Origin of the sequence: Streptomyces sp. NBC_00224 (assembly GCF_041435195.1) — a bacterium.
Classification (GTDB): domain Bacteria; phylum Actinomycetota; class Actinomycetes; order Streptomycetales; family Streptomycetaceae; genus Streptomyces.
In genome coordinates, this window is sequence record NZ_CP108106.1 from 6,871,776 (window position 1) to 6,892,500 (window position 20,725).

Genomic DNA, 20,725 nt, shown 5'->3' on the forward strand with positions numbered 1-20,725 from the left:
CATGGAGTTATCGGTTCGTTACGGAGTGTCGGTCGGGTTGGCCCGGCTGGCGGCGGGCGGCAGCGGGAACGACGGGGTGACCGGTACGGGGGGCGGGGGAGTGGCGCCCGGGGTGGGCGGGGGCGGTCCGCTCGGGGAGGCGGTGGTGCCCGCGACGCTGTCCCGGGTCAGCGCGTCGAAGTCGACGAGGCCGGTCGCCTCCAGCATCCGGATGTGGTCCAGGACGGTCGTGTTGGCGTCGTCGGCGAGGGCGCGCACCAGCGAATTGCGGGTGTTGGCCCGGATCTGCGCGACGAGCGAGAACACCTTCCCGTGCGCCGAGCGTAGGATGTTGGCGAAGTCCTTCTCGTACGTGGTGCCGCTCTCCGCCGTCAAGGTCCGCAGCCACCCCTGCTGTTGGGCGTTGGGCTGGTCCGGCAGCTCCATCCCGAGCTGGGCCGCGACCTCGCGCACGCGCGCGTCGAGGAACGCGTGCCCGTCGACGAGGTGGTGCCCCGCGGCCGTGACGGCCGCGCTGGGCGCCCGCTCGACGGCCTGCTGCCCGGCGGGCAGCTCCCACAGCCCCGCGAGTCTGACCCGTACGACGAAGTCCCGGTCGGCGGCCGACAGCGGCCCCCAGCGGGTGGGCACGGAACCCGCGTTGAGGTTGGCGAGTCCGGTACCCGAGCGGTCGGCGTAGGACCAGATGGGGAAGAGCAGGGCGGCGATGGTCGCGGTCAGGGCGACGACGACCAAGCCGGTACCGGAAAGAATTATCCGACGCATGAAAGCCTCCAAGTGCGGTGCGCACGGTAATGCGGAGGCGGGTGATCCGGGGAGTCTTTTGAGGAAAACGGTGATGAGATGGTGTGGGGGCCATCACGGGTTGGGCGAGTTCGCCCCAATGGTCGAAGTCGGGTGCTAGGTTGCCCGGCTTCGCCTAGGCGGCCCGGACGAGCCCCTTCAGGAAGCGGGCGGCCCGCCCCTGCGGCCGGACGCCGGCCCGCTCCTTCCACCACCGGCCCAACTGCCGCGCGACGTCGCCGTCGAGGTCCTCCCTGAGCAGCGACTCCACGAAGTCGAGGGCGTCGCGGCGGTAGCCGTCGCCCATGGGGCGGCTCCTGGCGTACGCGAGGTACGCCGGGCGGTACGCGTCCCCGAGGATCCGGGGCAGCTCCGGCGCCACCTTCGCGACGACATCGGCCCGCTTCGCCGCGAGCGCCCGCGCCTGGACGCGCAGCCGGGTGGCGTCGAACCCGTACGGGACGGGGGTGCCGGCGACGAGCGCGGAGAGGAGCGAGGCCTGCGCGAGCGCGAGGCGCAGCCGGGCGTCCGTCCCGGGCCCCTGTTCGTCCGAGGAGCGGGGGGCGGGGCGGAGCCCCGCAGGAGCCGCGGGCCCCGCGGTGGGAGCCCCCGCCAGCACGCGGCGAATCGCCCCGAGCTCCCCCGCCAACTCCTCCTCCGGCCCAAACGCGTCGTCCCGCTCCAGCAGGACCCCTCGCGGCGTCACCCGCGACACGAGCTCCGCCAACACGTCGAGCACCTCCGCCCCCACCGGATGCGCATGCGTGTCGTGCCACACGCCGTCCTTCTCGACGCCCCCGGCGACGTGCACGTACGCGATCGCCTCCACCGGCAGCTCGGAGAGGGCCTTCGCGGGGTCCTCGCCCCGGTTCACCCGGTTCGTGTGGAGGTTGGCCACATCGATGAGGAGCCGCACGCCCGTACGCTCCACCAGCTCCGCGAGGAACTGGCCCTCCGTCATGTCCTCGTCCGGCCAGTTCACCAGCGCCGCTATGTTCTCCAGGGCGAGCGGCACCGGCAGGGAGTCCTGCGCGATGCGGACGTTCTCGCAGAGCACCTCAAGCGCGTCCCAGGTGCGCGGCACCGGCAGCAGGTGCCCGGCCTCCAGGCGCGGCGACGCGGTGAGGGCGCCCCCGGCCCGTACGAACGCGATGTGCTCGGTGACCAGCGGAGCCGACAGCGCCTGTGCCCGTGCCGCCAGATCGGCCAGCCGCCCGGCGTCGGGCCGGTCGGCGCCGCCGAGGCCCAGCGACACGCCGTGCGGCACGACCGTGACCCCGCGCCGCCGCAGCCGTAGCAGCGACTCGGGAAGGTGGCCGGGGCAGAGGTTCTCGGCCACCGCCTCCACCCAGTCGACGCCCGGCAGCCGCTCGATCGCGTCGGCGATCTCGGGCCGCCATCCGATGCCGATGCCCAGCTCCATGGTCGCCTCCCCGGCGTGGTGTTCGTGGCACGTCGCGACACAGGGACGTGATGGTGGAGTGGTCATGGCCCCGGCGCGCCCCGGCCAACCCGCCGCGCCCCACCTTCAGAGCTTCATTTGAGGTTGGAGGGCGACCAGTGGGGTTGGAGAGCGGCCGGGCCGGCGACGCCGGCCCAGGCCCGGCTACTGCTGGGCTGCTTCCGGGCTACTTCTGTGCCAGCGAGTCGTAGTCGACCATGCCCGTGGACTCCAGCATGTTGATGTGGTCGAGCACCGTCTGGTTGGCGTCCTGGGCCAGGTCCCGGACCAGTGAGTTGCGGGTGTTGGCGCGGACCTCGGCGACCAGGCCGAAGACCTTGCCGTGGGCGCGCCGCAGCAGGTTCGCGAACTTGACCTCGTAGTCGCGGCCCTGCGCCGCCGTCAGCTCCTTGAGCCACCCCTGCTGCTGCTCGTTGGGCTGGTTGGGCAGCTCGACGCCCAGCTGCGAGGCGACGTCCCGGACGTGCTTGTCGAGCGAGGTGTGGCCCATCACGAGATGGTCCCCGGTGGCCTTGACGGCCGCACTCGGCGCCCGCTCCTGCGCCTGCTGTCCGGCGGGCAGTTCCCACAGCCCGGCCAGGCGCACCTTGGTGATGAACTCGCGGTCGGTGGGCGAGAGCGGGCCCCAGCGGGTCGACACGGACGCCGCGTCGAGGTTCGACCGGTCCGTCCCGAGCCGGTCGGCGTACGACCAGACGGGGAAGGCGAGCGCCCCGATGGTGGCGGCCAGCGCCACGATGATCAGTGCCGTTCCGTTGAACCGGCCGAGGATCCCGACCCGTTCGGTCCGGTCCGTCCGTCGGATGCGTCCCACAACATGCCTCCCAGGCAGGCAACTTGGCAGTACCGGGAGGTACGGGCGGGACGCGTGTTGCGTTCAGCGGCGCCGTGAACCGGTCCGCGATCAGCCGAGCCGGCCCCGCAGCGCCGGATGGTCCGCCACCACCGTGCAGGACCCCGGCGCGATCTCCGTGAACCCCGCGTCCCGGACCACCGGCAGCCCGCCGGCCGTCAGCGCCGCCCACTCCTCGCGCGGCGCCACCCGTACCGACAGCTTGAAGTCCGTCTCCCGCCAGGCCGTGCGCTCCGCCTCCGACAGCTCCCACCACGCGAGCTGCGCCCCGTGGCCGGCCTGGGCCATCGCCTTGCCCGCCGACATGTCGAGCTCCGGGTTGAGCCACAGCACCGGCGCGAGGGGGTCGGGGTCGCCCGGCCCGGCCGGGTCGTCCAGGTCCGTGCCGGAGACCTGGAGCTTGGCCAGCTCCTTGGGCCAGCCGTCGAGCGGTACGGGCGGGAAGACCCGCACCTCCGCCGACTTCCCGGTGACCGTGATGCCCGGCAGTGCCGACGCCTTGCGCCACTCCGCGCCGCGCGCCCGCCGCACCACCTTGCGGATCCTGGCGTCCTGCCAGTCCCGCATGGCCTGGGCCCACTCGCCGTCGCCGAGCGACCGCTCGTCGCTGAGCATCACCAGGACGGCCCGGGCCGCGGTCTCCAGCGCGTCGGTGCGGGCCGGCGGCTCCGTCTTCTCGATGCGGACGACCATCGGGAGGACGTACTGAGGGGCCTCGTCGCGGACGTTCGACTCCTGGTGGAACGGGCTCGGGGCGGGGGTCTCGGGGGTTTCGTCACTGCTCACGCGACCAGTCTGCCAGCCGCCGATTCCCGGATTCTTGGCGGAATGAATCCTTCCGGGACAGGATGCCCGGCATGAAGAGCGATCTTTTCTCAGCGGGGCACATGGCGCAGCCGGCCACCGAGGCCGGAATGACCCTGCAGAACGCCAAGTCCATCAAGTACGCGGTCAACGGCGAGATGCTCGCGCGCCAAGGCGCGATGATCGCTTACCGCGGAAACCTGCAGTTCGAGCGCCGGGGCCAGGGCATAGGCGGCATGCTCAAGCGCGCCGTCACCGGCGAGGGCCTGCCCCTGATGGCGGTCAAGGGCCAGGGCGAGGCGTGGTTCGCGCACGAGGCGCAGAACTGCTTCATCGTCGACATCGAGCAGGGCGACGTCCTGACGGTCAACGGCCGCAACGTCCTCTGCTTCGACGCGTCCCTCACGTACGAGATCAAGACCGTCAAGGGCTCCGGCATCGCCGGCGGCGGCCTCTTCAACAGCGTCTTCACCGGCTGGGGCCGGCTCGGCCTGGTCTGCGAGGGCAACCCGCTGGTGATCCCGGTCACCGCGCAGCAGCCCGTGTACGTCGACACCGACGCGGTGGTCGGCTGGACCGCGAACCTGAGCACCTCGCTGCACCGCTCGCAGTCCATCGGCTCGATGATCCGCGGCGGCTCCGGCGAGGCCGTGCAGCTGATGCTCCAGGGCGAGGGCTACGTCATCGTCCGCCCGAGCGAGGCCACCCCGAAGAAGGCCGAGCAGCACTGAGGTCGGTGGGCCGCCGGTACGGGATCGGCGGCCCCTGGGTGCTGCCCGGGGTCGACCTGGAACCGCACGCGGGCACCAACGGCACCGGGGCAGGCGTCTGCACGCCCAGTGTCCGGCGCGGATGACTACCCTCGTGGATATGGACCGCATGGACCGTACAGACGTCGCCGACGAGACGTACTGCGCCCCGGCCGCCCCCGCGCGGCCCGCCCCGGCCGAGGGGCCTCCGTACGCCGAGTGCGTGCTGTGCCGCGAGCCGACCGAGTACCCGGAGTCGGTCAAGGGCATCACGCTCTGCCCGGTGTGCGAGTGGCAGGAGGCGCAGCGCACCGCCTGCTCCGGCTGACCACGGGGCCTCGCCCCCCAGGGCCTACCTCTTGGCGGCCGAGCCGATGAGGTCGGAGACCTTCACGAAGCGGTAGCCGCGCTTGCGCAGCTCCGGCACGATCCGCTGGACCGCCCGGTCGGTGACCGGCGCCGCGCTGCGGGTGCAGTGCATGACCACCAGTGAGCCCGGCTTCACCCCGGCGAGGACCTGCTCGGCCACCGCGTCCGCGTCGTGCGCGAACGCGTCGCCGCTCACCACGTCCCACTGCACCGCGGTCATCCTCAGCGGGGCCAGCGTCCGCAGCACCTCGTCGTTGTAGCAGCCGCCGGGGAAGCGGAAGTACGGCACCGCGTTGCGCACCCCCGCCTTCTTGAAGGAGGCGGTCGCCTTCTCGACATCGGTGCGCATCTCGTCCTTGCCGACGACCGGCAGCCCGTAGCAGGGGGACTTGAAGGCGTAGTGGCTGTACGAGTGGTTGGCGACCTCGAAGTTCGGGTCCGCCCCGATGGCGCGTGCCTCGGCCGGGTACTCGTCGGCCCAGCGGCCCGTCATGAAGATCGTGGCGGGAACCTTGAGCCGCCGCAGATCGGCGATGAGCGCGGGGTTGTCGAAGTGCTCGCCGCTCGCCGCGCGCGGCCCCTGGTCGGCGGTCATGTCGGCGTCGAAGGTGAGCGCGACGACCTTCTGCCCGCCCTTGGGGGCGCGGCTGAAGACGGGGGTGAGACCGCCGGGGCCGGGCGCGAGGGTGGGCGCCTGGCGGAGGGCCTGCGGGGTGGGGGAGGCGGGGGGCGCCGCGGGGGCGGCGGACGGCTTGCTCGCGCCCGGCGCCGCCTTCGCGCCACGGTCGGCGGGGGCGGGATCGGAGCTGCAGCCCGCGAGCGCGGCACCGAGAACGGCAATCGCCAGCAGCTTTCGTACAGAAATGGTCACGGTTGGAAACTATCCGATCATTCGCTGAGCAACGGTGTGCGCCGCCGTCGGGCCGCATACGTTTCCGGCCAATGAGTGAACCGGACGGAACCGCTCCGAGAACCCGGCGCCCAGGAGCGTATTCGGGTGCGTCGAGTCGCCTCGCCGGGGCGCCCGCGCCCGGCCGCGCGTCGGCCGTCCGCCGTGCGCGCGCCGGGTCCGGTTCGCCGCAGGGAAGGTGAATATGCCGGCGGGGCTGCACGATTCGGCGTGTTCGGACGGGGTGTTCGCCGCAGCGAAGCGAGGGCGCCGGATCCGGCCGACGACCCCGGTCGCGGGGGACGCGGTCATTCCCCTTTTCCCGCAAGGGAGTCGGTAAGAGCCTCCACCGGCGCCGGAACCCGTACAGAGCAATCGGTTTCTTTGCCGAGCGCTTACAGAGTTCAATTCCGGCCTCGGCGGCAGGACCCTTGTCGCTCCGCCGGACCCGTGGTTAGGCTCCCGCTCGTTTCGAATCCTGCACACTTTCTTCGCAACCTGACCAACTGTGGGGTGGCTGTGCGTGAACCAGGGTTTTCGGCGTTGACGGGGCTGTTACCGCAGTCGTCGGAGTTGGCTCTGTTGCCCGTGGGGCGCTGATGGGCTCCGTCACCGCGGCGCCCGGCAAGGCCGTCGTCCGTCGGCCGCTGTCCCGGGACGTCCGGCTGTTCTGGTGCGCGAGCGCCACCGACGCGCTCGGCAGCCAGGCCTCCGGCGTCGTCCTGCCCCTGCTGCTCCTGGGCCTCGGATACTCGGCCACGACCGTCGGGCTCGTCGCGGGCGTGTCCACCGCGGCCGGGCTGCTCCTCGCCCCGCTCGCCGCCGTGCCCGCCGACCGGGGCGCACGCAAACCGGTGATGCTCTGGTCCGCCGTCGTCTCGGCGCTCGCCATGGGCGGGGTGGCCGTCGCCGCCGCCGCGGGCCGTCCGCCGCTCGCCCTGCTCCTGGGCGCGGTCCTGGTGGAACGATTCTCCACCGCCGTGTACGAGGCGGCCGCGGCCGGCACCGTGGCCCTGATCGCCCCGCCCGTCGACACCCCCCGTGTGGTGGCCGGGCTCTCGGCCGCCGACCAGAGCGCGCTGATCCTCGGCCCGGCCCTGGGCGGCGCCCTCTACCAGGCCTCCCGCGCCCTGCCCTTCGTCGCGGACGCGGTGTCGTACACCGTCGCGGCGGTGTGCGTGGGCGCGCTGAAGTCGGACCTGCGGCCGGGGGAGGGAGAGCCCGGGGGAGCGTCAGGGGAGCCGGCGCGCGTCGTCGGCCCCGGCGTCCAGAGCCCGGCGGACCCCGCCCAAAGCCCCCCGCGCCGCCCCGCCCTCCGCGCCGAACTCGGCGCCGGGCTCGCGCTCGTCCGCACCTCGCCCTTCCTCCGGCTCGTCCTGATCTGGACGACCACCGTCAACGGCGTGATCGTCGCGCTGTACTACGGCGCCGTCTTCACCCTCCAGAAGGGCGGCCACGGGGGCGCCCCGATGGGTCTCGTGCTGGCGCTCTCCGGCGCCGCCGGGCTCGTCGGGTCGCTGGCCGCACCCCGCGTCGCGGGCCGGATCAGCGCGACCCGGCTCCTGGTCACCGTCTCGTGGCTGCTGGTGCCGCTCGCCGCCGCGCTCGCGACCGCGAAGGGGCCCTGGACGTACGGCGCTCTGTTCGGGGTGTTCTGCCTGCTGATGCCGCTGGTCACCGTGGTGCTCCAGTCCCGGGCGATCCAGGAGACCCCACCCGCCCTCCAGGCCCGTACCGCCGCCGTCCTCGCCACCGCCGTCGGCGGCTCCGCCGCCCTCGCGCCCGTCGTCGCGGGAGTGTGCGCGTCCCGCGCGGGCACCGCCGCGCCCGCCGTCGCGAGCGCGGCGGTGCTCACGCTGCTCGCCTGCTGGACGACGTACGTACGGGTCCCGGCGCGTGGGGCCGCCGTATGACCGGCCGCTACCAGGTCTACCGGGCCGCCCTGCCCGAGGTGTGCGCCGCCGACCCGGCGCGGATGGCGTTCACCGGCGACGCCGAGGGCCGCTGCGAGGTGTTCACCTGGGACGCCGGGACCGGACGGACCCGACAGGTCACCGATCGCCCGCACGGCACCTTCCACCACGCCGTCGACCGCGACGGCCATGTGTGGTGGTTCGACGAGGACGAACACGGCGCCGGGCACTGGCGGTTCCAGCCCTTCGACGGCGGGGCCGACCGCCCCGGCCTGACCGGGCCGGCCCCGGGCGAGCCGCGCGGCCTCGCCGTCGGCGACAACGCGACGGTCGCGATGGGCCTCGGGGATGCCCGGACCACCGCCGTCCACATCGGGCCGCGCGGCGGCCCGGCCCGCGAAGTGACGCGCGTCGACGGCCACGTCACCCTCTCCGGCATCACCCCCGACGGCCGCCTCCTCGCCGTCAGCGGCGCGGCGGGCTCGGCGCGGGCCGTGACCGTCCTGTCCGACGACGGCACCACGCGCGCGGTGCTGCCCGGCGACGGCCCGCACGGCAGACTCTGGTCCCTGGGCTTCGCCCCCAGTGGCGACCAAGCCGAACTGCTCCTCGTCCGCGAGGCCGACGACCACTATCTGCTGGCGAGCTGGCACGCGGATGCGGATCCGCACCCCGGATCCGGATCCGCATCCGGCGTCACCACCCACACCTGGTGCGCCTTCGACACCGAGATCACCGCCCGCTGGCACCCCGACGGCCGCTCGGTCCTCGTGCGCCAGGACCGCCACGGCCGCAGCACGCTGCACCGCGTCGACCTGCGCGAACGCACGGTCGAGCCGGTTCCGGCGCCGCGCGGCACCCTCCTGGACGCCGCGCCCCGCGCCGGAACCGACGTCCACTACCTCTGGACGGATACCGCGAACCCGCCCCGGATGGGCTCCACCGCCGGGACGCCGCTGCCGCCCACGCACGGCATCCCCGCCCCGGTGCCCGGCGAGCACCGGGACCTGTGGACGCCCGGCCCCGACGGCCCGGTGCACAGCCTGCTCAGCCTGCCCGAGGGCCGCAGGGGAGCCGCTCCCGCGGTGTTCCTGGTGCACGGCGGGCCCGCCGACCACGACCGGGACGCCTACGACGGCGTGGTCCACTCACTGGTCGCCTCCGGCTTCGCCGTCGTCCGCGTCAACTACCGCGGGTCCACCGGCTACGGGCCGCGCTGGCGCCGGGCGTTCAGCCAGGGCGTCGGGCTCACCCAGGTCGACGACCTGGCCGCGGTGCGCGCGGACCTCGTCGCGCGCGGCGTCGTCCGCGCCGACGCGGCCGGGCTGTGGGGCACCTCCTGGGGCGGCTACCTCGTCCTGCTCGCCCTCGGGCTGCGCCCGGACCTGTGGCAGGCGGGCGTCGCGGTGAAGCCGGTGGCCGACTGCGCCGCCGCCCACCGCACCAGCACCCCGGCCCTGCGCGCCCTGGACGAGCGGCTGTTCGGCGGCACCCCCGACGAGGTGCCCGAGCGGTACGAGCGCAGCTCGCCCCTGCGGTACGCGGCCGCCGTGCGGGCCCCGCTCCTGGTCGTCGCCGCGACCCGGGACGCCAAGTGCCCGCCCGGCCAGGTGCGCGACTACCTCGCCGCCCTGCGCCACGCGCGCGTACCGCACGAGTCGATGTGGCTGGAGACCGGCCACGACGGCTACCAGGCGGACGACCACGTGGCGGTCCTGCGCCGCGCCGTGGTCTTCCTCGACCGCGAGCTGCGCGGCCCGGACCGCGCGGCCGCCCCCAAGACTCCCCGCTCGGACCGGAGCGGGGATTCCGGACGGGTCCGCACCAAGGCCCCCGCCGGAACAAGCACCACCCGACACGATGAGAGGAGTTCCCATGCAGAAGGACATCATCCAGAACGACCCGCTCGCGGGTGACGAGGAGAACCGCAAGCCGAGCGTCGGCGTGACCATCAAGGTTCCGTTCCGTAACGCCGAGGACGGCGAAGAGGACTGATCCTTGCCGGTCGGCCCGGCGGTTTCGACCGCCGGGCCGACCGGTGCGGCCCCGGGATCCCGGGGCCGCCACCAGGGCCCTTTCTTCCTTACCTCTCGTACACCCCTACCGCTCTTTTCTCCCTTACGTCGCCGTACCCCGCGAGGAGCCGACATGCGTGTTCTGCTGGTCAACATGCCCTGGTCGCCGATCGACCTGCCGTCGCTGGCCCTGGGAATCCTCAAGCGCAGCGTCGACGAACGCGTGCCGGGCGCCAAGGCGGAAGTGCTGCACGCCAATCTCGAATTCACCGACTGGATCACCGAGCGCACCGAATTCACCGCCGACGACTACGAGTACTACGCGCTCTCCTCCTATTTCATGGGCTGCGGCGACTGGGTGTTCTCCTCCGCCCTCTACGACGACCCGGCCTGGCGCGACCAGGAGTTCGCGGCTGCGATGAAGGGCAAGCTGCGCAAGTCCCGGCTGCGTATGTCACAGGAACTGCACCGTGTCGTACCGGAGTTCGTGGAGATGATCGCCGAGCGGATCGTCGCGTACGCGCCCGACGTCGTCGGCTTCACCTCCACCTTCCAGCAGAACACCGCGGCCCTCGCCGCCGCCCGGCACGTCAAGCGGCTCGCCCCGCACATCGTGACCGTGATGGGCGGCGCCAACTGCGACGGCGAGCAGGGGGAGGCCGTCCACCGCAACTTCGCGTTCGTGGACCACGTCATCCGCGGCGAGGGCGAGACGGCCTTCCCGCAGCTGCTCACCGCCCTCGGCGAGGGCGCCGACCCGGCCGCGCTCGCCGCCGTGCCGGGCCTGTGCCACCGCGGCGCCGACGGCACGGTCGTGGTCAACCCGATGGCCACCAGCCCGATCCCGCCCGTCGCGATCCTGCCCCCCGACTACAGCGGCTACTTCGAGCGGCTCGGCACCTCGGTGGCCCGCAACTGGGTCGAGCCGAAGCTGGTCGTCGAGGGCGCCCGGGGCTGCTGGTGGGGCGAGAAGCACCACTGCACCTTCTGCGGCCTCAACGGCTCCTTCATGCAGTACCGCTCCAAGAGCCCCGAGACGTTCTACTCGGAGATCATGGAGCTCGCCCGCCGCCACCGCGTCCTCGACATGTACCTCGTCGACAACATCCTCGACATGGGCTACCTCTCCACGGTGCTGCCCCGCATCATCGAGAGCGGCTACGACCTGCGCATGCACATCGAGATCAAGGCGAACATGCGCCGCAGCCAGCTCCGTACGCTCGCCGAGGCCGGACTGATCTACGTCCAGCCGGGCATCGAGAGCCTCAACAACCGGGTGCTCGACCTGATGGACAAGGGCGTCAGCGGCTGCCAGAACGTCCGGATGCTCCGCGACGGCGCCGAGACCGGGCTCTCGGTGGCCTGGAACTATCTGCACGGCTTCCCGGGCGAGACCGCCGAGGACTACGACCCGGTGATCGCCCAGATACCGGCGCTCGAACACCTCAACCCGCCGGTCGACCTGTCCGCGCGCATCGCCATCGAGCGCTTCAGCCCCTACTTCAACCGCCCCGAGCTCGGCTTCGACGGCCTGCGCCCCGAGGAGCACTACCGCTTCACCTACGACCTGCCCGAGTCGGAGCTCTACGACCTCGCGTACGTCTTCGAGGCCCCCCAGCGCGGCATCGGCGAACCCACCGTCACCGCCCTCAACAACGCCATCGACGCCTGGAAGAAGCACCACGCGGACGCCCGCCTCACCCACACCGACCTCGGCGACCGCATCGTCCTGGTCAGCCGGCGCCGGACGTTCGCGTGGCGCGCGATGGAGCTGACCGACCCGTACGAGCTGGTCGCCTTCCGCCTCCTCGACCAGCCGCACACGGCCGCGGCCCTCACCCGCAAGGCCGCCGCCCGTGCCAAGGGCGACGCCCGCGAGGAGAGCGAGGTGCAGCGCCTGCTCGACTCCTGGCTCGCGCTCGGCCTGGTCTTCACCGACAGCGGCCAGTACGTCCACATCGCGCCCTCGGCCGTCAACGAGGACCTGCTGCGCCTGGACTTCATGCGCCACGCCCACGCCGCCCTCGACGCGGCCGAGCCCGCCCGCCCCGAGCCCGCCCACGTATGACGGCGACGACCACCGACCGCGAAGACCGTACGAGCCGGAGGACCAGCCCGATGAGCACCGCCCTCACCACGCGCACCGCGGCCCTCACCGTCGCCGCCTGGCGCGACTACGACCCCGACGCCTGCGCCCTGCCCGGGATGCACCTGGGCGACCTCGAACTGACCGGCCCCATGGGGGAGGAGGCCGACCGGCTGTGGGAGACGGGCGTGCGCCGCGTCCGCCTCGCGGAGCCGGTCGACCTCGCCGACACGCGCACCCCGGGCGCCGCCCACCACGCCGTACGCGCCCTCAGCCTCGTGCGGGACCTGACGGCCCGCGCCGTGCTCGTCGAGTGGAAGCTGCGGCTCGACCCGGCGGCGGACGCCGACGCCTGGCAGGTCCTGAGCCACATCCAGCCGCCGCAGCGCCTGGAGGGGCCCGCCGACGCGGCCGAAGCGCTGCGCCTGTGGCGAGACGGCCACTACCTGTGCAAGTGCCTGTGGCGGCAGGGGCCCGGCTTCGTCCAGATCCGCGACCGCCGCTGGGGCGACCTGCGCCGCTTCACCGCGGACGAGCCCGAGTACCACGAGGTCATCGAGGCCCTGGTCTACGGCGCCCCGGCGGACTCGGTGCCGCCCGCCGTCCTCGCCGACTTCCTCTCCGAGAAGCTGGTCCTGGAGGTGGGTGACCTGGCGTGGTGGCTGCCGTACCGGGTGAACCGCTGGATCCAGGAGGCCATGGCGATCTGACGAGCCGTCAGGTCATCCATTCCGGTCAGGTCAGCCGCCTCCGGCACTCCTCCACGTCGAAGTCGCCCTTCGGGTACTGCGGGTCGAGCTCCCGCAGATGCTCCAGGAGGAGTCGGCTGACCGCCCAGTTCCGGTACCACTTGCGGTCGGCGGGCACCAGGTACCAGGGGGCCGCGTCCGTCGAGCACCGCTCCAGGGCGGTCTCGTACGCCTCCTGGTACGCGGGCCACAGCGCCCGCTCGTCGATGTCACCCGGGTTGAACTTCCAGTGCTTGTCCGGGTTGCTGAGCCGTTCGAGCAGCCGGCGGCGCTGCTGCTCGTAACTGATGTGCAGGAAAACCTTGATGACGCTCACGCCGTCGTCCGCGAGCGACTGCTCGAACCGGCTGATCTGCCCGTAGCGGCGGCCCAGCTGGCGGCGCGGGACCAGCTCGCGGACCCGGGCGATCAGCACGTCCTCGTAGTGCGAGCGGTCGAAGATGCCGATCTCGCCGGGCTGCGGCAGCGCCCGCATGACCCGCCACAGGAAGGGGTGGTTGAGCTCCTCCTGGGTGGGCGCCTTGAACGCCTTGATCCGGCAGCCCGACGGGTTGAACAGACCGATGACGTGCTTGACCGTGCCGCCCTTGCCGCTGGTGTCCATGCCCTGGAGCACGAGCAGCACCCGGCGCCGGTCGCCCGCCGTGCTCGCCGCGTACAGCCGCTCTTGCAGCCCGGCGAGCTCGTCGCCCATCCGGGCGGTCGCCGCCAGCCCCTCCGCCTTGTCCTTCGGCCCGGCCGGGGTGGCGTCGGCCGGGCAGGAGGCAAGGTCGACGCGCTTGCCCCCGGGGACGCGCAGCAGCCGACGCAGATCCCGCTGCTCGGGCTTCTTCTTGCCCTTGCCGCCTGTGCTGCCCTGCTTGGCCACTGCGCACCCCTTACGGTCGGTTCCCTCGATCGTGCGACGGAACGCGACGCGGCGCGAGCGCGGGCGCTAGTGGGCGAAGGGCCCCGTCACCGCGAAGGTCGTTCCCGGCGTGTAGCAGTTGACGTACATCGTGCGCCCGTCCGGGGCGAAGGTGACCCCCGCGAACTCGCCCCATTCGGGGGCTCCGGGCTTCCCGATGTCCTGGCGTCCGCGCGCCATGGCGTACACCTCGCCGCGCCGGGTCAGTCCGAAGACGTGCTGGGCGCCGTTGCCGTCCTCGCACACCATCAGCCCGCCGTCGGGCGCGAGAGTGATGTTGTCCGGGGACTCGCCGGGCAGCTGGACGTCGGTGGCCGGGCCGAAGACGACCACCAGGGTGAGGCGGCGGCGCCTCGGCTCGTACCGCCACACCTGACCGAAGTGGTCGGCGCCCGAGCCCTCCGCCACGCGCGCGTAGCTGGAGACGAAGTAGACGCAGTCGCCGCTCCAGTAGCAGCCCTCCAGCTTCTGCGCGTGGGTGATGCCGCGCCGGCCGAAGTCCTGGAGCCGCACCGGTGTCTGCCGGGCCGACGGGTCGGGCACCGGCACCCACTCGATCCCGTCGAAGCACGCACCCGGCTCCTGCACCACCGACAGATCGGGCACGTCCGGGACGCGCATCGCCTCCAGGGCGCCGCCCGCGCGCAGCGAGCCCGTGCCGCCGAGCGGCCGCTCCGGCAGGAAGCGGTAGAAGAGCCCGAAGGGCTTGTCGAAGGCGTCCTCGGTCTCGTACACGACACCGCGGTGCGGGTCGATCGCGATCGCCTCGTGCTGGAACCGGCCCATCGCGGTGAGCGGTACGGCCCCGGTGCGGCGCGGGTCGGCGCCGTCGACCTCGAAAATGTAGCCGTGGTCCTTGGTGTACCCGTTGGTACCGGCCCGGTCCTCGGTCTCCTCGCAGCTCAGCCAGGTGTTCCAAGGGGTGCGGCCACCCGCGCAGTTGACGGCGGTGCCGCTGAGGGCGACCCGCTCGGACAGCACCCGGTTCTCCGCGTCGAGCTCCAGGGCCGTACACCCGCCCTTGCCCATCGGGTCGTACACCAGCCCCTCGACATGCGGGACCGGGATCGCGGCGGTGACCCGGTTCTCGTGGTTGCGCACCAGCCGGACGCCGCCGCGGCGCCCCGCGAACGCGGCCATGCCGTCGTGGTTGCTGGGCACCCGGCCCTCGCCGGAGCGCAGCGGGTCGCCCTCGCGCGAGAGCACCCGGTAGCGGAATCCTTCCGGCAGATCGAGCAGCCCGGCCGGGTCGGGCACCAGCGGCCCGTAGCCGCGCCGGCTGGGGGCGGCCACGGCCGGGCCCCCGCTGAAGAGTTCGGTGACCGCGCCCGTGAAAGCGATCGCGGCGGCCGAGGCGCCGGTGCGGGCGAGGATCTGACGTCGTGTTGCTCGCGCTTCGGACATGAGGCAACTCCCCTGTTGGCGGACAGGTCGAACAAGACCCGCATGATCCATCACGTGATCAGGTGATACGCGGATCATGCGGGTCGTGTCGCTCCACATGGCCGAAAACGGCCGGGGAGTCGGCCGAACAAAGAGGGGAGAGTCGACCGTGCGGACAGCCGGAGCGTCAGGCGAGCTCGGCGGTCAGCGTGATCGTCGTGCCCGTGAGCGCCTGGCTGACCGGGCAGTTCTTCTTGGCGTCCTCGGCGGCCGAGGCGAAGCCCTCCGCGTCCAGGCCCGGCACCTCGCCGCGCACGGTGAGGTGGACGCCGGTGATGCCCTCGCCCGGCTGGAACGTCACGTCGGCCTTGGTCTCCAGCCGGGTGGGCGGGTTGCCGGCGCCGGCCAGAGCGTGCGAGAGGGCCATGGAGAAGCAGCTGGAGTGGGCCGCCGCGATGAGCTCCTCCGGGCTGGTCTTGCCGTTGGCCTGCTCGGCGCGGGCCGGCCAGCTGACCGGCTGCGAACCGATGCCGGACGAGTCGAAGGTGACGGTCCCCGAGCCCTTGAGGAGCTCGCCTTCCCAGACCGTGTGCGCCGTACGCGTGGTGGCCATGATGTATCCCTTCTGATGGCTAAGGGGGTTTACGGCCCCCTGTGCGCCAAACCTACTGCTCCACAAGCCCCTTCGCGTCACGAGCGAGGGCGGTGAGCCGGGAGATGGCCCGGAAGTACTTCTTCCGGTAACCGCCGTTCAGCATCTCGTCACTGAACAGCCGGTCGAAGGGGGCCCCGGATGCCAGCACCGGCACCTCGCGGTCGTAGAGCCGGTCGGCCAGGACCACGAGCCGCAGCGCGGTCGACTGGTCGGGAACCGGCTGCACATCGGTGAGGCACACCGCCGTCACGCCGTCGGTGAGCGCCCCGTACCGGCTGGGGTGGACCCGCGACAGATGGCCGAGCAGCCCGGGGAAGTCGTCGAGCGCCGCGCCCTCGGTCGCGTACGCGGCCTTGGCGACCTGCTCGTCCGAGTACGGCGCCGGAGCCTCGGGCAGCCCCCGGTGACGGTAGTCCTCGCCGTCGATCCGCAGCGGGCGGAAGTGCGCCGACAGGCCCTGGATCTCGCGCAGGAAGTCGACGGCCGCGAACCGGCCCTCGCCCAGCTTGCCGGGCAGCGTGTTGGAGGTCGCGGCCAGCGCCACGCCCTGCTCCACCAGCTTGCCGAGCAGCGACGACACCAGGACCGTGTCGCCCGGGTCGTCCAGCTCGAACTCGTCGATGCAGAGCAGCCGGTGCCCGCTCAGGGTGCGCACGGTCTGCTGGAAGCCCAGCGCGCCGACCAGGTTCGTCAGCTCCACGAAGGTGCCGAACGCTTTGAGCGCGGGCTCGGCCGGGGTGGCGTGCCACAGCGAGGCGAGCAGATGGGTCTTGCCCACCCCGTACCCGCCGTCCAGGTAGACCCCGCGCGGCGCGGCGGGTGCGGCGGGCTTCCTGGCGAACCACTTGCGGCGCCCGCTCCCGGTGGCGTGCGCCCCGCCCAGACTGGCCGCGAAGGAGCCGAGCACCTTGACGGCCTCGCTCTGGCTCGGCTGGTTCGGGTCCGGTACGTACGTCTCGAAGCGGACCGAGTCGAACCGCGGCGGCGGCACCATCTCGGCCACGAGACGGTCGGCGGGGACATGCGGCTCGCGCGCGCAGAGCGACAGCGGGGCCGCTTCGGTTATGGGACTGGTCGACACAGTTCCCCACTGTAAGCGCCGTGTAAGACTGCACGGATGCGACGCCTGTTCCCTGTGACCGACCAGACATCCGCCTCCGACCAGGGCGAGTGGTCGTTGGACGCGCTGGCCGAGGCCTACGCGTACCCCCGGACGGACGGCCCCTGGCTGCGGGCCAACATGGTCTCCTCGCTCGACGGCGCGGGCCAGCACGAGGGCCGCTCGCAGCCCCTCTCCTCCGACACCGACATGCGGATCTTCGGCACCCTGCGGGCGCTGGCCGATGTGGTCGTGGTGGGTGCGGAAACGGTACGCCAGGAGGGTTACCGCCCTGCCCGGGCGCGGGACGCCTTCGCGGCCCGGCGCGCGGCCGCCGGCCAGGGCCCGGCCCCCGTGATCGCGGTGGTGACGGCCGGCCTCGACCTGGACTTCGGCCTGCCCCTGTTCACCTCGCCGCTGGTGCCGACGCTCATCCTGACCGGCGCCCTCGCGCCCCCGGACCGGGTGCGCGAGGCCGAGCTGGCCGGCGCGGAGGTCGTGATCGCGGGCGACGGGCCGGGCGTGGAGTCCGCCAGGGCCGTCGCGGCGCTTGCCGGGCGCGGGCTGAACCGGATGCTGACGGAGGGCGGGCCCCGGCTGCTCGGCCAGTTCGTGGCCGCCGGAGTGCTCGACGAGCTCTGTCTGACGGTGTCGCCGATGCTCACCGCGGGCAGTGCTCAGCGCATCGCCGGAGGGCCCTCGGTGAGCGCCCCCGAGCACTTCCAGCTCGACTTGCTGCTGGAAGAGGCCGGGTTCCTCTACACGCGTTACCGTCGAATCTGACAATCAGCGGAATTTGTCGTTCCGGTTAGCTTCCGGTGGGCACACTTACTCACGCAGACCCCGTGCGGGCACGGGGAAGGATGGTTTCCGCAGGGGCGGGTAACCACGTCGAGGCCCCGCTGCCTCGCGGGGCCCCGGCCGGAGTGAAGAGAAGGGCGTTTGTCGTGTTCACAAGCGTATTGATGATCGAGAAGCCCCTGACCTCCGTAGACGTGGAATTCGTCACCACCCTGCACGGCGACGAGCCGGTCTCCTTCGTCGTGCTCATGCAGCCCCGTGGCGACCAGGACCGCCTCCTGCGCGCCATCGACGACGTGGCCCTCGGCGAACTCGACGAGGCCGTCCACGAGGCCGGTGACGCGGGCCCGGCCGCCGCCGTACGAGCCCTGGAGCACTCACTCCAGTCCCTGCGCACCACGGGCAGTCAGGCCGTCGGCCAGATCGTCCAGGACCACCCCCTGGACCTGCTGAGGTCCGTCGTCGACGAGGTGAACGCCGACGAGGTCATCGTGCTGACGGCACCGCACTACGTGGAGGAGTTCTTCCACCGCGACTGGGCCTCCCGGGCCCGGCACAAGGTCGGCGTCCCGGTCCTGAAGCTCTTCGCGCACAGCGAGGAGGCGCACAGCGAGTAGGGGGGCCGGGCGCGCGGCCTGGCAGCGGCACGCCTGTCAGGCCGGGGCAGACAGGGCTCCCGCCCGTCAGGCCGACGGCCGATGCGCCCGCCGACCGGCGAATAGGGCGAGCGCCGCCCAGCGAATAGGCTGAGGCCGAACCGAAGTCTGTACGTCGCACCCCCCGGGAGACACACGCAATGGCACCCGCGATTCCCACCGCCATGGAACGGCCGCACTTCATCGGCATCGGCGGTGCCGGAATGTCGGGGATCGCGAAGATCCTGGCCCAGCGCGGCGCGAAGGTCGCGGGCAGCGACGCCAAGGAGTCCGACACGGCCGAGGCCCTGCGCGCGCTCGGCGCAACCGTCCACATCGGACACGCCGCGAGGCACCTCGCCTCCGACGCCAGCAGCGTCGTCGTCTCCAGCGCCATCCGCGCCGACAACCCGGAGCTCGTCCGCGCGGCCGAGCTCTCCATCCCCGTCGTCCATCGCTCCGACGCGCTCGCCGCGCTCATGGGCGGCCTGCGCGCCATCGCCGTCGCCGGCACCCACGGCAAGACGACCACCACCTCGATGCTGGCCGTCGCCCTCACCGAGCTGGGCCTCGACCCCTCGTACGCGATCGGCGGCGACCTCGCCGGACCCGGCACCAACGCCCGCCACGGTGACGGCGACATCTTCGTCGCCGAGGCGGACGAGAGCGACCGCAGCTTCCAGAAGTACGACCCCGAGGTCGCCATCGTCCTCAACGTCGAACTCGACCACCACGCCAACTACGCCTCGATGGACGAGATCTACGACTCCTTCGAGACCTTCGTCGGCAAGGTCGTCCCCGGCGGCACCCTCGTCATCTCCGCCGACCAGGCGGGCGCCGTCGAACTCACCCGGCGGGTGCGCGACCTCTCCTCCCTGAAGGTCGTGACGTACGGAGCGGACGAGCACGCCGACGTACGCGTCCACAGGATCACCCCGCGCGGTCTGAGCAGTGAGGTCACCGTCCTGCTCGGCGGCAAGTACCTGACCTTCACGGTCTCGGTCCCCGGCCGCCACTACGCCCTCAACGCGGTGGCCGCGCTCGCCGCCGGCGTCGCCCTCGGCATCCCGGCACACAACCTCGCCTCGGCCCTCGGCAAGTACACCGGCGTCAAGCGCCGCCTCCAGCTCAAGGGCGAGGCCGCGGGCGTCCAGGTCATCGACTCGTACGCGCACCACCCGACCGAGATGACCGCCGACCTGGAGGCGATGCGGGGCGCCGCCGCGGACTCCCGACTGCTCGTGGTCTTCCAGCCGCACCTCTTCTCCCGCACCCAGGAGCTGGGCACCGAGATGGGCCGCGCGCTCGCGCTGGCCGACGCCTCGGTGGTCCTCGACATCTACCCCGCGCGCGAGGACCCGATCCCGGGCGTCACCAGCGCGCTGATCATCGACGCGGCTGGGACGGCCGGCGCCGACGTCACCGCCGTCCACGACAAGACGACGGTGCCCGACGTGATCGCGGGAATGGCCAGGCCCGGCGACCTCGTTCTCACCATGGGCGCGGGCGATGTGACGGACCTGGGCCCGCAGATCCTGGCGCGGTTGAGCTGAGGGAGTGCCTTCGATGTCGTACGAGGTCGAGAAGCCGGACGAGCAGTGGCGGGCCGAGCTGAGCCCGGGGGAGTACGCGGTGCTGCGGCAGGCCGGTACGGAGCCCGCGTTCGTCGGTGAGTACACGGACACCAAGACGAAGGGCGTCTACTCCTGCCGGGCCTGCGGCGCGGAGCTCTTCACCTCCGAGACGAAGTTCTCGTCGCACTGCGGCTGGCCGTCCTTCTTCGACCCGAAGGACACGGACGCGGTGGAGCTCATCGACGACCGCTCGCACGGGATGGCCCGCACCGAGGTGCGCTGCGCCCGCTGCGGCTCGCACCTGGGCCATGTCTTCGAGGGCGAGGGCTACCCGACCCCGACCGACCAGCGTTACTGCATCAACTCGATCTCGCTGCGGCTGACGGCGGACGAGGGCTGACGACGACCGCCCGGCCCGAGTTGACGTCGGATACGGGAGTGCGTAGTGTTCTCCGAGTTGTCGCGGGGCCGTAACGGTTCTGCGACAGCCGTCCGCCGCAGACTTGCGGCAACCCAACTCAGCACGACCTCCCGACCGGGATGAATTTCGGCATGCCGAATTTTATTTCGAATGGGAGTGGACGACTCGAACGGCCCCGATTAGGAGCCGCCCGGAAAATCCGCTAGAGTCTGGGACGTCGGAACGGCCCAACAGCCCGAAAGACAAAACGACTTGACCTGGGAGACCGGGAATCGGACACGAAAGAGTCTGATAGAGTCGGAAACGAAGGAAGCGCCCGGAGGGCCCGGAAACGGGAACAAAGGAAGCGTCCGTACCTTGAGAACTCAACAGCGTGCCAAAAGTCAACGCCAGATTGACAACCCCGGCCCATCCCTTGTGGTGGGTTGGAGGTTCCTTTGAAAAGTCCTGTGCGCCCTTGTGGCGGGCAGGCAATTACACAGCGAGGACGCTGAGGACGGTCGGTCTTATTCCGACATGACTGTCCCGCTCTTTCGTGTGTGTGGACCGGATTACCGGTAAACATTCATGGAGAGTTT

At 72.1% G+C, this 20,725-nt stretch carries 18 protein-coding genes, 1 rRNA gene and 1 pseudogene (1 of these 20 running past the window's edge); 11 read left to right on the forward strand and 9 right to left on the reverse strand.

Annotated features, from left to right (window positions below):
- Positions 1 to 18 precede the first annotated feature (18 nt).
- The 4 genes and pseudogenes from OG965_RS30650 to OG965_RS30665 all read right to left on the reverse strand — a co-directional run bounded on the left by OG965_RS30650 (position 19) and on the right by OG965_RS30665 (position 3,884).
- Positions 19 to 765 carry a DUF4142 domain-containing protein gene (locus OG965_RS30650; protein WP_371655276.1) on the reverse strand — a complete coding sequence of 249 codons (747 nt, stop codon included), beginning with the start codon at positions 763 to 765 and terminating at the stop codon, positions 19 to 21.
- A 154-nt stretch (positions 766 to 919) separates the two neighbouring features.
- On the reverse strand, positions 920 to 2,206 hold the full coding sequence (locus tag OG965_RS30655) for a DUF692 domain-containing protein (RefSeq protein WP_371655277.1): 1,287 nt from the start codon (positions 2,204 to 2,206) through the stop codon (positions 920 to 922).
- A gap of 208 nt (positions 2,207 to 2,414) precedes the next feature.
- Positions 2,415 to 3,017 (reverse strand): annotated as a pseudogene (locus OG965_RS30660) (DUF4142 domain-containing protein); the annotation flags it as partial.
- Positions 3,018 to 3,149: 132 nt separating this feature from the next.
- On the reverse strand, positions 3,150 to 3,884 hold the full coding sequence (locus tag OG965_RS30665; protein ID WP_371655278.1) for an aminoacyl-tRNA hydrolase: 735 nt from the start codon (positions 3,882 to 3,884) through the stop codon (positions 3,150 to 3,152).
- Positions 3,885 to 3,955: 71 nt separating this feature from the next.
- On the opposite strand from OG965_RS30665, the gene OG965_RS30670 reads away from it, so the two are divergent.
- On the forward strand, positions 3,956 to 4,633 hold the full coding sequence (locus OG965_RS30670) for an AIM24 family protein (protein WP_371655279.1): 678 nt from the start codon (positions 3,956 to 3,958) through the stop codon (positions 4,631 to 4,633).
- A 148-nt stretch (positions 4,634 to 4,781) separates the two neighbouring features.
- Complete coding sequence (locus OG965_RS30675; protein WP_371657108.1) at positions 4,782 to 4,979, forward strand: hypothetical protein; 198 nt, start codon at positions 4,782 to 4,784, stop codon at positions 4,977 to 4,979.
- A gap of 24 nt (positions 4,980 to 5,003) precedes the next feature.
- Here OG965_RS30675 and OG965_RS30680 read toward each other — a convergent pair whose 3' ends face one another.
- Positions 5,004 to 5,891: a polysaccharide deacetylase family protein gene (locus OG965_RS30680; RefSeq protein ID WP_371655280.1), complete on the reverse strand. Its 888-nt coding sequence runs from the start codon at positions 5,889 to 5,891 to the stop codon at positions 5,004 to 5,006.
- Between the two features lie 617 nt (positions 5,892 to 6,508).
- Between OG965_RS30680 and OG965_RS30685 the strand changes: the two genes are divergently transcribed.
- The 4 genes from OG965_RS30685 to OG965_RS30700 all read left to right on the forward strand — a co-directional run bounded on the left by OG965_RS30685 (position 6,509) and on the right by OG965_RS30700 (position 12,633).
- On the forward strand, positions 6,509 to 7,822 hold the full coding sequence (locus tag OG965_RS30685) for an MFS transporter (RefSeq protein WP_371655281.1): 1,314 nt from the start codon (positions 6,509 to 6,511) through the stop codon (positions 7,820 to 7,822).
- A complete protein-coding gene (locus tag OG965_RS30690) occupies positions 7,819 to 9,738 on the forward strand; it encodes an alpha/beta fold hydrolase (protein WP_371655282.1) in 1,920 nt (639 codons plus the stop codon). The genes OG965_RS30685 and OG965_RS30690 overlap by 4 nt, the downstream gene beginning before the upstream one ends.
- A gap of 232 nt (positions 9,739 to 9,970) precedes the next feature.
- Positions 9,971 to 11,905 (forward strand): RiPP maturation radical SAM C-methyltransferase, encoded by a 1,935-nt coding sequence (locus OG965_RS30695; protein ID WP_371655283.1) that lies wholly within the window; start codon positions 9,971 to 9,973, stop codon positions 11,903 to 11,905.
- Positions 11,906 to 11,955: 50 nt separating this feature from the next.
- The gene (locus OG965_RS30700; protein ID WP_371655284.1) at positions 11,956 to 12,633 is read left to right on the forward strand and encodes a DUF5825 family protein; all 678 of its coding nucleotides are present in this window, start codon (positions 11,956 to 11,958) and stop codon (positions 12,631 to 12,633) included.
- 25 nt (positions 12,634 to 12,658) lie between these two features.
- On the opposite strand, the gene OG965_RS30705 is transcribed toward OG965_RS30700, so the two are convergent.
- The 4 genes from OG965_RS30705 to zapE form a co-directional block, all read right to left on the reverse strand.
- Positions 12,659 to 13,540 carry a PPK2 family polyphosphate kinase gene (locus tag OG965_RS30705; RefSeq protein WP_371655285.1) on the reverse strand — a complete coding sequence of 294 codons (882 nt, stop codon included), beginning with the start codon at positions 13,538 to 13,540 and terminating at the stop codon, positions 12,659 to 12,661.
- 66 nt (positions 13,541 to 13,606) lie between these two features.
- A complete protein-coding gene (locus tag OG965_RS30710; protein WP_371655286.1) occupies positions 13,607 to 14,983 on the reverse strand; it encodes an alkaline phosphatase PhoX in 1,377 nt (458 codons plus the stop codon).
- 166 nt (positions 14,984 to 15,149) lie between these two features.
- Positions 15,150 to 15,575, reverse strand: coding sequence for an OsmC family protein (locus OG965_RS30715; protein ID WP_371655287.1), 426 nt, complete (start codon positions 15,573 to 15,575; stop codon positions 15,150 to 15,152).
- Positions 15,576 to 15,627: 52 nt separating this feature from the next.
- Entirely contained in the window at positions 15,628 to 16,698 is a 1,071-nt protein-coding gene (zapE, locus tag OG965_RS30720) for a cell division protein ZapE (RefSeq protein ID WP_371655288.1), read from the reverse strand.
- A 36-nt stretch (positions 16,699 to 16,734) separates the two neighbouring features.
- On the opposite strand from zapE, the gene OG965_RS30725 reads away from it, so the two are divergent.
- From OG965_RS30725 to OG965_RS30745, 5 genes are all read left to right on the forward strand, one after another.
- Entirely contained in the window at positions 16,735 to 17,499 is a 765-nt protein-coding gene (locus tag OG965_RS30725; protein WP_371655289.1) for a pyrimidine reductase family protein, read from the forward strand.
- A 182-nt stretch (positions 17,500 to 17,681) separates the two neighbouring features.
- Entirely contained in the window at positions 17,682 to 18,134 is a 453-nt protein-coding gene (locus OG965_RS30730; protein ID WP_371655290.1) for an indole-3-glycerol phosphate synthase, read from the forward strand.
- 179 nt (positions 18,135 to 18,313) lie between these two features.
- Positions 18,314 to 19,705, forward strand: a complete 1,392-nt coding sequence (murC, locus tag OG965_RS30735) for a UDP-N-acetylmuramate--L-alanine ligase (protein ID WP_371655291.1) — start codon at positions 18,314 to 18,316, stop codon at positions 19,703 to 19,705.
- Positions 19,706 to 19,718: 13 nt separating this feature from the next.
- Positions 19,719 to 20,126 (forward strand): peptide-methionine (R)-S-oxide reductase MsrB, encoded by a 408-nt coding sequence (gene msrB / locus OG965_RS30740; RefSeq protein ID WP_371655292.1) that lies wholly within the window; start codon positions 19,719 to 19,721, stop codon positions 20,124 to 20,126.
- Positions 20,127 to 20,711: 585 nt separating this feature from the next.
- Positions 20,712 to 20,725, forward strand: a 16S ribosomal RNA gene (locus tag OG965_RS30745) (it continues 1,512 nt past the right edge of the window).

Bases quoted from the DNA above. Each gene is read 5' to 3' on its own strand.
- OG965_RS30690 (WP_371655282.1), top strand. From the start codon at position 7,819: ATGACCGGCCGCTACCAGGTCTACCGGGCCGCCCTGCCCGAGGTGTGC.
- msrB (WP_371655292.1), top strand. From the start codon at position 19,719: ATGTCGTACGAGGTCGAGAAGCCGGACGAGCAGTGGCGGGCCGAGCTG.
- OG965_RS30670 (WP_371655279.1), top strand. From the start codon at position 3,956: ATGAAGAGCGATCTTTTCTCAGCGGGGCACATGGCGCAGCCGGCCACC.
- OG965_RS30715 (WP_371655287.1), bottom strand. From the start codon at position 15,575: ATGGCCACCACGCGTACGGCGCACACGGTCTGGGAAGGCGAGCTCCTC.
- OG965_RS30725 (WP_371655289.1), top strand. From the start codon at position 16,735: ATGCGACGCCTGTTCCCTGTGACCGACCAGACATCCGCCTCCGACCAG.
- OG965_RS30700 (WP_371655284.1), top strand. From the start codon at position 11,956: ATGAGCACCGCCCTCACCACGCGCACCGCGGCCCTCACCGTCGCCGCC.
- OG965_RS30685 (WP_371655281.1), top strand. From the start codon at position 6,509: ATGGGCTCCGTCACCGCGGCGCCCGGCAAGGCCGTCGTCCGTCGGCCG.
- OG965_RS30710 (WP_371655286.1), bottom strand. From the start codon at position 14,983: ATGTCCGAAGCGCGAGCAACACGACGTCAGATCCTCGCCCGCACCGGC.
- OG965_RS30675 (WP_371657108.1), top strand. From the start codon at position 4,782: ATGGACCGTACAGACGTCGCCGACGAGACGTACTGCGCCCCGGCCGCC.
- OG965_RS30650 (WP_371655276.1), bottom strand. From the start codon at position 765: ATGCGTCGGATAATTCTTTCCGGTACCGGCTTGGTCGTCGTCGCCCTG.
- OG965_RS30655 (WP_371655277.1), bottom strand. From the start codon at position 2,206: ATGGAGCTGGGCATCGGCATCGGATGGCGGCCCGAGATCGCCGACGCG.
- OG965_RS30695 (WP_371655283.1), top strand. From the start codon at position 9,971: ATGCGTGTTCTGCTGGTCAACATGCCCTGGTCGCCGATCGACCTGCCG.
- murC (WP_371655291.1), top strand. From the start codon at position 18,314: ATGGCACCCGCGATTCCCACCGCCATGGAACGGCCGCACTTCATCGGC.
- OG965_RS30730 (WP_371655290.1), top strand. From the start codon at position 17,682: ATGATCGAGAAGCCCCTGACCTCCGTAGACGTGGAATTCGTCACCACC.